This window comes from Candidatus Vallotiella sp. (ex Adelges kitamiensis), assembly GCF_020342435.1.
In the GTDB taxonomy this organism is placed as follows: Bacteria; Pseudomonadota; Gammaproteobacteria; order Burkholderiales; family Burkholderiaceae; genus Mycetohabitans.
In genome coordinates this window covers 481957-496403 of sequence record NZ_CP080504.1, presented here as the reverse complement: position 1 = coordinate 496403, position 14447 = coordinate 481957, and the positions used below count along the sequence as shown (strand labels likewise).

Below are 14447 nucleotides of genomic sequence, written 5' to 3'. Positions count from 1 at the left end.
AGCATGAGCACGCTGAGCTATGATGAAGTAGCTGATGCTATCCAAAATAGATTAGATTTTGATGATGGAGCCGATATTGTTTGCTGCGGTGTTGATGAAGCAGGACGTGGACCATTAGCAGGTCCAGTAGTAGCGGCTGGAGTGATTCTTAATCACACTGTACCTCAAATTCGTGGGCTCAATGACTCTAAGGCTTTGAGCCCGGCGGCGCGAGAAAAACTTTTTGACTTAATTGTTTCATGCGCATTAGACTATTGCGTCGCATCTGCAAGCGTTATCGAAATTGACACTTTCAATATTTTAAACGCAACAATGCTGGCGATGCAGCGCGCAGTGCAAGGCCTTAGAATTACACCTCATCTAGTTAAGATAGATGGCAATTGCTGCCCATTGCTCTCAATAAGAGCAAAAGCAATTATCCGCGGTGATGTACTCGTGCCATCGATTTCTGCAGCCTCGATTCTAGCAAAGGTCACGCGGGACCGTATAATGCGAGAGTTACATAGCGAATTCCCGCACTATGGGTTTGACTCGCATATGGGCTATGGCACACCACAGCATTTAGCTGCTCTACGCACTTACGGGCCGTGTGTGCATCATCGGCGTTCATTTATGCCGGTGCGTGAGGCTTATCGAATATTGAATCTCGAATTTTAAGATGATCTACTATTTTAGCACCTAAAGTAGTGACTTTTGTAGCAGCATTTACTTACTGTAGTGATTACCGAGTTCTAAAATAGAATAATCATAGTGCAAAGCTATTACATATAATATAGTTATAATTTTTTCTGTTTTTTATACAAAGCAAGGTAACTTTTCTAGACTTTTAATGCTATGCTGATATAGCTAATATTACTTTCTTGTTTGATATTTCTAATACTGGTAAAATAAGTTTTTATTGGAGAGATGGATGAGTGGTTTAAGTCGCACGCCTGGAAAGCGTGTATAGGTTATACCTATCGAGGGTTCGAATCCCCCTCTCTCCACCATAAATATTCGTAATAAAAATCACGATTTTAATATAAGTAAATTTAAGTTTTACTGCCGATATAAATATCAGTTAGCTTTATAATTACACTATTCCCATTCAATTGTCGCTGGTGGCTTACCTGAAATATCGTATACAACACGATTAATGCCTTGAACCTCATTAATAATTCGATTTGATGTACACATAAGCAATTTATACGGTAAATGTGCCCAATGCGCACTCATGAAATCAAACGTCTGAACTGCACGCAACGCAATAACATAGTCATACGTTCGACGATCGCCCATCACGCCTACGCTGCGCACTGGTATAAAAACTGCAAATGCTTGGCTGGTTAGCTCATACCATGATTTTCCGCTGCTGGGATCAATTGTTGTATGTAACGTTTCTATAAAAATCGAATCTGCTTTGCGTAGTAGATCTATAAACTCTTGCTTGACCTCCCCAATGATCCGAACACCTAGCCCTGGCCCAGGAAATGGGTGTCGATAAATAATCGACGATGGCAAATTAAGCTTGATGCCGAGTGTGCGTACCTCGTCTTTGAATAACTTATCTAGTGGTTCGAGTAGTTTTAGATTTAGTGTTTTTGGTAATCCTCCAACGTTATGGTGACTCTTGATCGTATGCGTGCCTTTCTTACTTTTTACGGCTGATTCAATCACATCTGTATATATTGTGCCTTGTGCAAACCATTTTGCGTTTCTCAGCTTGCGTGCCTCGCTCTGGAATACCCTAATAAATTCCGCTCCAATAATTTTGCGTTTATGTTCCGGATCAGTTACACCAGTTAGTTTACTCATAAATGCGTCACTAGCATCAACATGAATTACATTCAGCCCAAGATGCTGGCTAAAAGTCTCTATAACCTGCTCAGTCTCGTTCAGTCGTAGCAAACCATTATCTACAAATATACAGGTCAACTGCTCACCGATTGCACGGTGCAGTAATGCTGCTGCAACCGATGAATCAACGCCACCAGACAATCCCAGGATGACTTGCTCGTTACAAACCTGAGCACGGATCTGCTCTACTGCATCAGTGAGATAGCACCCTATTTCCCAATCTGGATTTGCTCCACATAATTCAAGCACAAACCGGTTGAGTATGTCACGTCCCTTAGTCGTATGCGTAACTTCCGGATGCCATTGCAACCCATAAAACCGCCGATCTTCATCGGCTATAGCCGCAATCGGGCATGACTCGTTCGATGCTATTAATTTAAAATTGGGTGGCATTATAACCACCTTGTCACCGTGACTCATCCAAACATTTTGTATACTATGCCCTTGTAGTGTTCTTGAATCCTCAAGCCCCTCCAGTAGCCTCGTATGATTACATAGATGTACCTCAGCATAGCCGAACTCGCGTATATGACAGCGATCGACTTTTCCACCAAGTTGCAACGCCATTGCCTGCATGCCGTAACAAATGCCTAATACCGGCACACCTAAGTTGAAAACAGCTTGTGGAATAGATGGCATATCTACGTCAGTAACTGAACTGGGTCCACCAGATAAAATAACGCCATGTGCCCCAAATTTTCGCACAAACGCATCATCTATATCATAGGGATGAACCTCAGCGTATACATGAGCCTCACGCACACGCCGGGCAATTAACTGTGTAAACTGAGAGCCAAAGTCAAGAATTAGGATTTTATCGTGCATAGAAACAGGTAAATCTTTATGGAATCAAATTAGCGGCTTGATCTACAACAGAAGTTCTAGATGATGAAGGAGAGCATGCAAATCGCCAAAAGAAACCATATGAGTATGCCCCATAAGCTTATAGTGCGTATAACAATTAACATAAATCATACGATTAGCTCATCATAAATAGTTGTGTAACAAGACTTTTCGTAAGTTACGCTTAATCAATATGATAGTTTGGTGCTTCTTTTGTAATCTGCACGTGATGTACATGCGATTCACGAACGCCTGCCGCTGTTATTTCGACAAACTCAGCCTTCTCATGTAACTCCTGAATAGTTCTGCAACCACAATAGCCCATGCTCGCACGCAATCCACCGATTAATTGGAACAGGATCGCGTTTACACTGCCTTTATATGCGACACGGCCTTCAATTCCTTCCGGTACTAGTTTATCAACATTAGTTGAATTACTTTCTTGAAAGTAGCGATCTGCAGAACCATCTTGCATGGCACCAACTGACCCCATCCCACGATACAATTTATATTGACGTCCCTGAAATAGAAATACGTCACCAGGCGATTCCTCAGTGCCAGCTAGCATACTACCCATCATTACAGCATCAGCGCCGGCGGCTAACACCTTTGATACATCTCCAGAGTAACGTATACCACCGTCTGAAATCACGGGCACGCCACTACCCCGCAATGCATTAGCGACGTTTGCGGTTGCAGTAATTTGAGGCACGCCGACTCCTGAGATAATCCGCGTTGTACAGATTGAACCTGGACCGATGCCGACCTTTACAGCATCGGCACCATGCTCGACTAATGCTTTGGCTGCTTCATTAGTCGCAATATTTCCACCAATTACATCGATATGAGGAAAATTTTGCTTGACCCATCGCACCTGTTTTAGAACGCTCTGACTATGCCCATGAGCAGTATCAACGACGATCACATCTACACCTGCTGCTGCTAGTGTTTCGACACGCTCCGCATTTTTGGGACCAACGCTAATAGCTGCCCCAACACGCAGCTTCCCTTGCTCGTCTTTGCAGGCATCCGGATGCTCAGTTGCTTTTGTAATATCTTTAACTGTTATCAACCCACGTAGTTCAAACGTATCATTAACGACTAAAACACGCTCTAGGCGATGGCGATGCATAAGTGCTTTAGCTTGAGCAAGCACTGTTCCCTCTCTAACAGTGACCAGCTTCTCACGAGGGGTCATAATTGTCTTTACTGACTCATTTAGCCGCTCCTCAAAACGTAGATCACGGTTTGTTATAATCCCGATAAGTTTTGTGCCATCGACAACCGGAAAGCCTGAAATTCCATGCTGGTGTGACAGTGCAATCACGCTGTAAACTTTCATGTCGGGGGGCACGGTGATTGGATCTCGTAATACGCCAGACTCGAAGCGCTTGACCTTCGCTACTTCACGCGCCTGTGCAGCAGGTGTTAGGTTCTTGTGCACGATTCCTATTCCACCTTGCTGCGCCATAGCAATCGCAAGCCGCCCTTCGGATACCGTATCCATAGCCGCTGAAATTAGCGGTATATTTAGTGATATATTCCGGGTGAGGTTAGTTTTGAGGGTAGTATCACGCGGCAGTACGTTCGAGTATGCCGGTACGAGAAGCACGTCGTCGAATGTGAGTGCTTTTTTAATAAGACGCATGAAAAATCCTATGGGCACAAAATCAGATTATACTAATAGTCTTCCTAATTCTCCCTGATAAAACAGTTAGTTACAAAAATAAGTTCTTATTTTTAGCTAGTGCTAACGCAGGCATAATTTTAATTACAGACTTCTATGTATCTAACAAGAAGACATCCTTGCTTACAATATAGAAAACGTTCTAGATTAGAATTGAGGAATCTTATAGTTGACTGGAGCTATAGGTTGCTAATTCTTACAAGAAGTAGAGCTAGATTTTAGTTCGCTCATTATTAAGTAAACTATTAAACAGTTTCCTATTTTTTGCCTAAATTTACACTATTCATAGTTTAATTATGTGCTCTTGATTTAATTAATTATGTCTGTTGATAGAAATATTACTTAACCACCTGCGCTTTATTCTAAAATAACTAAAGAATTACACTAAGCGAAACTGGTGCTAATTAATTTAATTAATTGCTAAGCTAGCGCAGCTCGTACTTGAAACTAGCTATGCATTAACTACCGCAATATTTAATCAAATTCTAGGATTTAAATCTAGAACTAAATAAGTATTAATCACGCTAACAGGCTCGCTCTGTTAGCGTGCAGCATGTTTTAGAAGCCTTGCTTTTTCGCGTTTCCAGTCGCGTTTTTTTTCAGTTTCTCGCTTATCATGTAGTTTCTTACCCCGGGCTAGACCAATTTCGCACTTAATGCGATTATTCTTATAATGGAAGTTAAGTGGTACTAGTGTGTAGCCACGCCGTTCTACCTTACCAATTAATCTACGAATTTCATCGGTCTTAAGGAGCAACTTTCGGGTCCGTACGGGATCTACGTGCAGGTGTGTAGAAGCTGTATGCAAGGGGCTGATATGTGTACCAATAAGAAATAATTCACTATTATGTATAACAACATAGCCTTCTTTTATATGGCCACGCTGTGCTCGTAGTGCTTTAACCTCCCAGCCTTCAAGAACAAGCCCCGCTTCGTAGCGTTCTTCTATAAGATAATCAAAGAATGCTTTCTTATTGTTAATAAGACTCATGAATAAGTAAAACTAACTTAGAAAAATTTTAATTTTTGAGAAGCAACCCACTATCGTTAAAGTTTGAGTCGTGTCCACAAAATATGCTCATTAGGTTTATCGCAATATGCATGGCACTACTAGCCTCTTCTTCAACTCCCCTTTGTGGCAGAAGTTTTTACCTTAGGGCAACAGTGTCGAGATCAAAACTCGGGATAAGATAAGCATAGAAGTGTGGATTGATATAGAGTTTAAGAAAAATTATTGAAAAGATTCAATAGCTACTGGAGCTTTATACAACTAGAAGACAATGCGTGTAAGATCAAGTTTGCATTACAGCATATGTTTTCTAATTCTATTTTAGAGAAACTAATTAGGCCAATGTTTAATCATATTATAAATACATTCGTCGAGTTATTCATTAGGCGAATAGAAGAACACTATGGAAGGCATTAATGTGGAGACACCTATCTACAGGGCTGAGGCTATGATCACAGTACAAGTTTGTTATGCACTTCCGGACGCTCAAACGCTTATTGATTTGAAACTACCGGCCGGCACTGCGCTGCAGGATGCTATCCTGGCTAGCAGGATCCCTACAATGTATCCACAGATTAATTTAGATCAGCAGCGTGTTGGGGTATTTGGATGTATACGTTCACTAGACTCAACGCTTAAGAATGGTGATCGCGTTGAAATATATAGACCATTAATAGTCGACTCTAAGTCTGAAAGTTCACCCCAAGTACAAAAACAGCGTACGAAAGACCTATTATAGAATATACCTTGCATAATACATGCCTATCGGCGTTGATCTGCGCGTTAGTTTACTAAAATTAACAGCTTTTATCTGATCTAGAAAAAATGATATAAACTTTAGCTTATTTTAGGTTTTGAAAACAACCACTCTATAGGAGCACTAATTTAAATATTAGTGGTTTATATAATTCAGTATAGATTTTATATCTAACTCCTAATGTTCTAAGCATTAGCTTGGTCAAACAGTTTGACGGCGCTTCTAGAAAGAAAGCAATATCTATCTAGAAATAAAGCGACACCTTAGATGTCGCTTTATTTTTTATAAGTTATTAGTTTTTAAATAATACTACTGTCTTACATATTTAATAAAGCTCTTTGTTCAGACAGATTTAAACGAATTAAGCACTTACAGCGGCTTAATGTTTGCGGCTTGCAATCCTTTAGGGCCCCGCTTCACTTGATAGCTAACACGCTGGTTTTCAACTAGCGTTTTAAATCCTTCTTCAGTAATTTCAGAAAAATGTGCGAAAAGGTCTTCGCCACCTGAATCCGGTGTGATAAAACCAAAGCCTTTGCTGTCGTTGAACCACTTAACAATACCAGTATCCATAAACAAATCCATCAAAAAAATATTTCCCGCTTGGGGCGGCAGTACGGAAGCGATCAAGAGGGAGAAAACAATGAGCGTACTGTGTAAGGTCGCGGACAGACGATGAACAGAAATCAGACATCTTGAAAACTCCGTCTACCCACTATATGCGATATAGCTAATATGGTCAAATGTTTTCGTTCATAATTGCGCTTGACAGGATACTGTCCCAATAATAGCTAGGACAATAAAATGTCCTAGCCCCCCCCTAAAACACAACAGTAAAAATACTAGTCTGGTCTGATTTAGATTTACTGTATATGATAAACTCCAGAGATTAAGCGCTTCTATGACATACATAATCAAGTAAAACTTGCCAAGTTTAGACGCATTTGATTAATATAGAGACAGAAAACCTACATCTGTTAGATAAAAATATAAAAATTTTCCTAAAACGCTATTAGCCAAAGCAGTTCTACATTACCACTCGCACTAGATCAATCGCTTACCTAACTTTCCTAATACTTAGAAATTTACTTCATATAAGAAAATTTATGACCAGAAGAAAGTCTGTCATTCAGTCTAGATACACCATGCTTTATGACGAAATATTTTCTTCGCTATAAAGCATGGATTCGTATGTATTTTAATACTCGAATTACTATGACATTACTTGCACCTATTCATTCGGGCTTTGTAGGCTATAGCGCGATGCATACTGTCTGTATAGATAACTATATATAGAGTATCAACGTAAGCCATATATAAACTCAGGAACCTTATGTGAGTATTTCTGAAGATTATTGCTGTGACTTAGTCAGCCATTGAATAGGAGATGACTCCCGGCCTGTCGCACCTAGTCGATCAATCAGCTCGCGGTCTCGATGAGGAGTAGGATTAGGAGCAGTCAATAATTTTTCACCAATGAATACCGAACCAGCACCGGCGAATAGGCATAGCGCCTGAAGCTCGTCGCTCATATGCTCTCGGCCTGCCGAGAGCCGTATTATAGACATCGGCATTACAATACGTGCTACCGATATCGTGCGGACGAACTCTAGTCTATCTATATCGTGCTCGTGCGCTAGCCGAGCGCCTTCGACTCGAATAAGGGAATTGACTGGTACGGACTCCGGGTGTTCTGACAAATTAGCTAGTGTTTGTAACATACCAACCCGATCCTCGCGAGATTCTCCCATACCAACAATACCGCCACAGCAAACTTTTAGGCCCGCATTGCGCACGTGCTCGAGTGTATCAAGTCGCTCTTGCAATGTACGTGTTGTAGTCAAAGATGAATAGTATTCAGGGCTAGTGTCGATATTATGGTTGTAATAATCTAAGCCTGAATCAGCTAGGCGCTGAGCTTGTGTAGCGGTTAACATACCAAGTGTTACGCAGGTCTCTAGGCCAAGAGCTTTCACGCCCTCTACCATCGTGCAGACTCGCTCTAGATCACGCTCTCGGGGGCTGCGCCATGCAGCACCCATACAAAAACGCTGTACGCCAGTAGACTTTGCCTGCTTAGCGGCCTGTAGCACAGCGTCCACGCTCATCAATGCACTCGCTTTTAGATCAGTCTCAGCATGGACTGATTGACTGCAGTAGCCACAGTCTTCTGGGCATCCACCCGTCTTGATAGACAACAATTGTGAGATTTGTAAGCCGCGGCCAGCATGATAGTGTCGCTGAATAGTATGTGCACGATACAGCAGGTCATCAAATGGCAAATCGAATAGCACCGAAATTTGCTCGCGTGTCCAGTCGTGCCGAACCGGCGCTGTGTAGTCGCCGGACAGACTGGAGGAATGAGCCGACAATTCTATTGTCTTAGTCGACATATCAGATACTCCTATGCAGATGTAAGGGGGGGCAAACGGTCTGGCGGCTACGAATAGGTGCGATAGGCACCACTGCCTCGTCGTGGGCAAGGCAGTGTCGAGTATGTAAATTATTTATTGAGTTCCAAAGTTTATACCTAAATAATTTTTTGAATTATAACAGAAGTGACGTTAGCCTACCTACTATTTAAAATAGATAATCTTCTAAAAATAGAAATTGATTAATTTGATATACAAAACAGCACACCTACCCAAACATCTAGACATTTTATCTTTATGATTTTGGAGTAGCTATATATAAAATTTTAAAGATAAATATTATGGGCCTAGACTAATTAGCTATCTTAATGCCAGTATATAACACGCTAGAGCAAGTAGATATAAACTATACCCAGACTATACGCATTACTTAAATGATCATTTATCAAGTTAGAGAGCTCATATTTAATACCTGGCTAGTTATACTGAGATCTCGAACGAGATATTTTTTAAAAAAGCGTGACAGTTTACTTATTTTATAAGTGTGAATATCTCACTGCATAAAGCATGTAATCTATGCAGATTACTCCCCTTTTTTAAAAAATTTCCGTTCTAGCACAGGAACTCGAGTGTTAAAGCGTTAGTATACATCTCTAGTTATACAACGTATCAGGTCAATAAGATTAGCATACATACGACGCGAATAATCGGATAGCGTATCTAGAGTAATTTAGCGCTACTACACTACTAAGTAGTAAAGAATTAGAGTAGTATCTCCGCGCTTGTGCGCTATAATTACTGCTCGCGGTCTTCTCAAGGAGAGAAACTCAATTAAGTAACTAGCGAAATTATAGCCACTAGCTGTAGCTACTCAAAGCCTTTTACGCAGATACCTTAAAAGGTCCATAGGTGATATAAAACTGTTCGATAGATATTGTTCTTCAAATATAAAGAGCTCCCAGTAATCAGAGCAATAAGGGTTACAGTAAACCTTCTATGTATGTTGTTTATAAGATTAACGTATAATAAATAACTTTTATTCAGTAGGTAATGTCTATATATAGGCCAAAAATATAAAACCCGTGCTTACAAAAGTAAATTCATTCATTAGTAATCACCCGCCTACTATAAAGTCTTGTTCGACGAAATGTTTAGATTGGGTCATTTTTAACTGCATAAATCCATAATTTTCTAGTTAAAGAGCAATATTACTGATAACTTTAGAGAAAATTAAATATTGCGTGTTTTTATAAAATTGAAAGAGTGTTTTAATCTAAAGAAATAAAATTTATGCGTTGCAAAGAAAATACGTTTATAAATATTCTCTTATTTATGAGTACTTATACAATACATTGATTAACTTCACTAGTTTTCTCTTTTTTGAAAGAAAAGTATTATTTAACGGATATATCATGCGTGCGACGACTTCAGTCGTATTTAATATAACATCTACTGTCAAGTAGATACACAGTATGTCACGATTGAATACTGTATTTACAGTTTTTTAAAAATTATTATGATTAATTCAGATTTGCTTTTTAGCATTGTATTTTTGAGCACAATATTAGTGTATACAAAACTTGTTGCTTTGGTTTAGTCGGCTGTCAACACATAATGCAGTAATTTCTTATTAAATTTATTGCGCTTCTTTTCAGAACAGTTTTTTAATTAGCTTACCCTCGAAATTGCGTGCGCTTTCACAGTACTACGTTCTAGTTGACATATTCCCCGATTTATCCTGGTTACTTTTAGTTAATTCATTAATATAAATTAGGATTCCTTAAACTTTGAGCGTAACGGCATGCCACTTCGTCAGATCAATAGCGGCGCCAAGTAACTTGTGACTCGCATCCCTATGATATAGTATTGTCTTACGTTTATTATTTATCAACAAAGCTTTCTTACATTGTTAAGAGAGCTTTTACCGTATTCTTATGCTTTATGCATACGCCAGCAATGCCGCTGTTCAGCTAGTAGGCTATTCCGAGGTTCCGAAATTAACTTCAAAAGTTTGAGCCGCAAAATAGTCTGAAAAAGTTAGCTGACGTGCTAGATCCGAGTTGTGCTATGTCTATATTGCGCAGCAACGCGATAAAACGTCCAATATGACTGACGTGTGCAGGTTCATTAAGCTTGCCCCGGTACGGTACCGGGGTTAGGTAAGGCGAATCTGTTTCGATTAATAAATGTTCGAGCGGTACTTTTTGAGCGACCTCCTGGATTTGTGTCGCATTCTTAAATGTCACAATACCTGATATTGAAATAAAAAAATTTAGTTCTAGCGCCGCCTGTGCAATATCCCATGTCTCGGTAAAGCAATGTATGACTCCGCCGACTGCAGCAGCGCCTTCTTCCCGCATAATTCGAAGCGTATCCTGTGCCGCAGAACGCGTGTGAATAATCAATGGCTTACCAGAAGCGAGCGCCGCCTGGATGTGCGTGCGAAACCGCTTCTGCTGCCATGCTAAAGCGTCTAGTGTTTTTCCTTTGAAAGAGTAGTAGTCTAATCCAGTTTCGCCGATCGCAATAACTTTTGGGTCCTGTGCAAGCGAGACTAATTCAGTAACATCCGGGTCACGCGCATGCTCATAACCCGGATGTACGCCGACTGATGCAAATATATGTGGATATGTATGAGCGATCTCTAAAACGGAAGGGAATGTCTCGAGATCGACGCTAACGCATAATGCATGCGTTACTGCATTGACGCGCATCTGCTCGAGTATGTCTGGCAGACGTTGGATCATGCCATTAAAATTGATGTGGCAATGTGAATCGATAAACATCGGTACTTTTTAGGGGCGGCGCACTGTTTGGACGGGCCTTTATAAGAAGGCTATAGACGACGCTCAATAGTAAATATATTTAACGAGCCTAATAATAAGTTGGTATCGCGTCTACGTAAACTAATTCTAGTCATTACGTCTATAACGATAGCAAAATAAGCATAGATAGCACTAATTTCTACCGGGCTTTATGCTAACTATGGATGCTGATAGATAAAATCTTATTACACTAACTTAGTTAAATAAAATCGGTAAATTTTAGCTACCTATACTATTAACAGATTTACTATATGCTGAAAAACGATGGAGTACTTACATCATTATTTACCCCTGAAGAGGCCTCTATAATGAATAAATAACCCCTCAAAAACTAGCCGATTATTCAGCGAATGTTGCTCTACAGCTCGTTGTTGTGTAATCCGCTTTAAACACTGAGCAACTCGAAAGGGCGCGGCATTTTGTGAAATGTTCTTAAGTGCATTCCGGTGCGATAGGAAGTAACGCGGCTCTCCACTCATCTGTGTAGCTAGCAGGTCATAAACCCAGCGTTGTAACCAGCCGAGAACCAACGGCATGGGCGCTGTCTGTAACGTTTCGCAGAAAGAAAAGGGTGCGCAATTTTTTCCAGAAGAAAGCTGTTCCAATATACACTGTTTAAGCGGTGCATACCCGTCGCGAGCAATAGTTAATGCGGCTAATGGCGCACCACCAGCTTCTGCGAGAGTTAAAGCCGGATCGGTAATGGATTTGCTACCAAGCCAAGCTAAAGCACTCTCCACATTTGGCATTGCTAATGGCCATTGTCTACATCGACTTACAATAGTCAGCGGCAAACGCTTAACGTCTGTACTTACAAGCAGGAACAACACGCCGGAAGGTGGCTCCTCAAGAGTTTTAAGTAGTGCGTTAGCCGCCACCATGTTTAGTGCCTCAGCTGGGGATAATATGACTATGCGCCGCGCGCCACGGTGGGAGCTAATTCCACAGAAATCGAGTAGTTCCCTAATCTGCTCAATTTTAATTTCCTTACTTAGTGACTTGAATTTCTTGCTATTCGCGCTCACGGCGGTGTCTATTGGGGGGTAGTTATTAGAATTCTTATCGGTACTTACTTTCAGCGGCGTGTTCTCAGGGCAGATAAACCTAAAATCAGGGTGGGTGCGTTGTAAGAACCAAGTACATGCAAGGCACCCCCCACAGGCACATGCATCAGCGCGAGGCCGATCACATAATAAACTCTGGGCAAGCTCACAAGCAAAATTTGTTTTTCCGATGCCAGTTGGGCCGTACAGTAATAATGCGTGGATCCAATATTCTCGAAGAACTTGAATACGCTCCCAGTCATCGTATTGCCATGGATATAACATCTTTATTAATTAAATAGTCATCAGGATAACTTCAAGCTGTTCTCGCACTTTGGCAATCGAATCTACCGCATTGATAATCGCAAACCGCTCTGGTGCCTGCGCAGTTCGACGCAGGTATTCGGCACGAGTACGTGCGAAGAACTCGTCTGATTTTCTCTCAAACTTATCGGGTATACGCGCCCCACTTCGCCTTGAATAAGCAATTTTAGTTGGCAGATCGAATAATACTGTGCAATCTGGCTGCAGTTCTCCTTGTACCCATTTCTCGAGCACTTGCAACTTATCGATCGATACTCCGTGTCCGCCACCCTGGTAAGCAAACGTCGAATCCGTGAAGCGATCAGATAACACCCAATCACCACGAGTAAGCGCAGGCTCAATTAACGTAGCAATATGTTCACAACGTATGGCAAACATCAGCAATGCCTCCGTTTCACAGCGCATCTCCTGACGCAATAGGATTTCCCGTAGCATGTTTCCTAGCGGTGTTCCACCCGGCTCAGATGTAACAATAACACGCGCGCCTTGCTGAGCTGCGCGCTCGGCAAGGCGATCGCAAAACCACTGTAGGTGGGTTGTCTTTCCAACGCCATCGATTCCTTCGAGCGTAATAAATTTTCCGCGCGGTCGAACTCCATTTAGCCGACTAATCATAGTATTAGTCATATCACTGTCCTCTGATATATTTATTCACAGCTTTATTATGATCGATGAGGTTATCTGAAAAATAAGTACCACCATCCCCGCGCGCTACGAAGTATAGGGCTGCGCTAGAAGCGGCACTGCATGCTGCTTCTAGCGCAGCCCTGCCTGGCAAGGCGATCGGGGTGGGCGGAAGGCCAATACGCATATAAGTATTGTATAGAGTGTCAGTTTTCAAGCTCTTCTTGCATAATCGACCGGTATATGCTGTATTAAGCCCGTAGATTACAGTCGCATCGCTTTGTAGTGGCATAGATAAACGTAACCGGTTAATAAATACTGTAGCCACCAACGTTCGGTCTTGCGCGCAAGCGGTCTCTTTTTCAACAATCGAAGCTATTTTGAGTGCATCGTAAGGTGTTACATAGGGTAACTTTAGCGCGCGCCCTTCCCATGCCTGCTGCATACGGAAATGCATTAAATAGTACGCACGCCGATAAATGTCTAAGTCGCTAGTATTGTGTTCAAAGAAGTAGGTATCAGGAAAAAATAGGCCCTCAGGCTCTTGCACGGGCGTGCCTTGCATCGATAGTATATAGGTTGCTTTATGTTGATCGCTAGGCGAGATATCAGCTAAAATTACCCGCATTAACTGCGCGTCACTAAGCATCATGGAATCATGACGTAATCCTGGGTTCATATTAATCTCGTCGCGCATGCGGCGAAAAGTCCAACCCTCGATAATTGTGATGGCGCATTGGTGTGTGTCCCCGCGCGCTAGCTTCTGAAGCACATCATATGGTGTGATATTAGACGGGAATATGTAGCAGCCAGCCTTCAATTTTAAAGACATGCCTAGCACACGGGTCATGAATATAAATAAGTGTTGTTCAATCGGCACACCGCTACATCGCAGTTGAAAGGCGATGCTTCGCAAACTACTGCGAGGCTTGATCATTACATTAAGCGGCAGAGTTGTACTCTGAATAGGTGTTCTAGCCCAATACCAGACGGCGCTACACGCCATGACAATACTGAATACAGCGATCGCTGACGTAGCAAACAGTACTTTCTTAAAAGCGAACATACGAAATAGGGTTGAGCAAGATCTTTAATAGAATACTAATTTACCCAAGCCAAAGTTAGCA

At 41.5% G+C, this 14447-nt stretch carries 12 protein-coding genes and 1 tRNA gene; 4 read left to right on the top strand and 9 right to left on the bottom strand.

What is annotated here, in order from left to right; translation table 11 throughout:
• Positions 1-3: 3 nt before the first annotated feature.
• Together rnhB and K0T93_RS01935 are read left to right on the top strand one after the other, a co-directional pair.
• The gene (gene rnhB / locus K0T93_RS01940; RefSeq protein WP_225721762.1) at positions 4-657 is read left to right on the top strand and encodes a ribonuclease HII; all 654 of its coding nucleotides are present in this window, start codon (positions 4-6) and stop codon (positions 655-657) included.
• Positions 658-900: 243 nt separating this feature from the next.
• A tRNA-Ser gene (locus tag K0T93_RS01935) sits at positions 901-989 on the top strand.
• Between the two features lie 88 nt (positions 990-1077).
• Here the strand turns inward: K0T93_RS01935 and guaA are convergent.
• From guaA to smpB, 3 genes are all read right to left on the bottom strand, one after another.
• Positions 1078-2661 carry a glutamine-hydrolyzing GMP synthase gene (guaA, locus tag K0T93_RS01930; RefSeq protein WP_225721706.1) on the bottom strand — a complete coding sequence of 528 codons (1584 nt, stop codon included), beginning with the start codon at positions 2659-2661 and terminating at the stop codon, positions 1078-1080.
• Between the two features lie 202 nt (positions 2662-2863).
• Positions 2864-4327, bottom strand: coding sequence for an IMP dehydrogenase (gene guaB, locus K0T93_RS01925; RefSeq protein WP_225721705.1), 1464 nt, complete (start codon positions 4325-4327; stop codon positions 2864-2866).
• A 580-nt stretch (positions 4328-4907) separates the two neighbouring features.
• On the bottom strand, positions 4908-5357 hold the full coding sequence (smpB, locus tag K0T93_RS01920) for an SsrA-binding protein SmpB (protein WP_225721704.1): 450 nt from the start codon (positions 5355-5357) through the stop codon (positions 4908-4910).
• 243 nt (positions 5358-5600) lie between these two features.
• On the opposite strand from smpB, the gene K0T93_RS04435 reads away from it, so the two are divergent.
• Entirely contained in the window at positions 5601-5792 is a 192-nt protein-coding gene (locus tag K0T93_RS04435; protein ID WP_338140522.1) for an SRPBCC family protein, read from the top strand.
• A 31-nt stretch (positions 5793-5823) separates the two neighbouring features.
• Entirely contained in the window at positions 5824-6114 is a 291-nt protein-coding gene (locus K0T93_RS01915) for an RnfH family protein (protein ID WP_445082802.1), read from the top strand.
• A gap of 387 nt (positions 6115-6501) precedes the next feature.
• On the opposite strand, the gene K0T93_RS01910 is transcribed toward K0T93_RS01915, so the two are convergent.
• The 6 genes from K0T93_RS01910 to mltG all read right to left on the bottom strand — a co-directional run bounded on the left by K0T93_RS01910 (position 6502) and on the right by mltG (position 14386).
• Complete coding sequence (locus K0T93_RS01910) at positions 6502-6705, bottom strand: cold-shock protein (RefSeq protein ID WP_216797009.1); 204 nt, start codon at positions 6703-6705, stop codon at positions 6502-6504.
• Positions 6706-7484: 779 nt separating this feature from the next.
• On the bottom strand, positions 7485-8525 hold the full coding sequence (bioB, locus tag K0T93_RS01905) for a biotin synthase BioB (RefSeq protein ID WP_225721702.1): 1041 nt from the start codon (positions 8523-8525) through the stop codon (positions 7485-7487).
• Between the two features lie 1982 nt (positions 8526-10507).
• Positions 10508-11290, bottom strand: a complete 783-nt coding sequence (locus tag K0T93_RS01900) for a TatD family hydrolase (RefSeq protein ID WP_225721701.1) — start codon at positions 11288-11290, stop codon at positions 10508-10510.
• 320 nt (positions 11291-11610) lie between these two features.
• Positions 11611-12657, bottom strand: a complete 1047-nt coding sequence (locus tag K0T93_RS01895; RefSeq protein WP_225721700.1) for a DNA polymerase III subunit delta' — start codon at positions 12655-12657, stop codon at positions 11611-11613.
• A 9-nt stretch (positions 12658-12666) separates the two neighbouring features.
• Positions 12667-13323 carry a dTMP kinase gene (tmk, locus tag K0T93_RS01890; protein WP_225721699.1) on the bottom strand — a complete coding sequence of 219 codons (657 nt, stop codon included), beginning with the start codon at positions 13321-13323 and terminating at the stop codon, positions 12667-12669.
• A 1-nt stretch (position 13324) separates the two neighbouring features.
• The gene (mltG, locus tag K0T93_RS01885; protein ID WP_225721698.1) at positions 13325-14386 is read right to left on the bottom strand and encodes an endolytic transglycosylase MltG; all 1062 of its coding nucleotides are present in this window, start codon (positions 14384-14386) and stop codon (positions 13325-13327) included.
• Positions 14387-14447: the final 61 nt, after the last annotated feature.

What these genes read in the sequence shown, in the direction of transcription:
- K0T93_RS01915 (WP_445082802.1), top strand. Translation starts at nt 5,824, where the DNA reads ATGATCACAGTACAAGTTTGTTATGCACTTCCGGACGCTCAAACGCTT.
- tmk (WP_225721699.1), bottom strand. Translation starts at nt 13,323, where the DNA reads ATGACTAATACTATGATTAGTCGGCTAAATGGAGTTCGACCGCGCGGA.
- K0T93_RS01900 (WP_225721701.1), bottom strand. Translation starts at nt 11,290, where the DNA reads ATGTTTATCGATTCACATTGCCACATCAATTTTAATGGCATGATCCAA.
- rnhB (WP_225721762.1), top strand. Translation starts at nt 4, where the DNA reads ATGAGCACGCTGAGCTATGATGAAGTAGCTGATGCTATCCAAAATAGA.
- mltG (WP_225721698.1), bottom strand. Translation starts at nt 14,386, where the DNA reads ATGTTCGCTTTTAAGAAAGTACTGTTTGCTACGTCAGCGATCGCTGTA.
- bioB (WP_225721702.1), bottom strand. Translation starts at nt 8,525, where the DNA reads ATGTCGACTAAGACAATAGAATTGTCGGCTCATTCCTCCAGTCTGTCC.
- guaA (WP_225721706.1), bottom strand. Translation starts at nt 2,661, where the DNA reads ATGCACGATAAAATCCTAATTCTTGACTTTGGCTCTCAGTTTACACAG.
- guaB (WP_225721705.1), bottom strand. Translation starts at nt 4,327, where the DNA reads ATGCGTCTTATTAAAAAAGCACTCACATTCGACGACGTGCTTCTCGTA.
- smpB (WP_225721704.1), bottom strand. Translation starts at nt 5,357, where the DNA reads ATGAGTCTTATTAACAATAAGAAAGCATTCTTTGATTATCTTATAGAA.
- K0T93_RS01910 (WP_216797009.1), bottom strand. Translation starts at nt 6,705, where the DNA reads ATGGATACTGGTATTGTTAAGTGGTTCAACGACAGCAAAGGCTTTGGT.
- K0T93_RS01895 (WP_225721700.1), bottom strand. Translation starts at nt 12,657, where the DNA reads ATGTTATATCCATGGCAATACGATGACTGGGAGCGTATTCAAGTTCTT.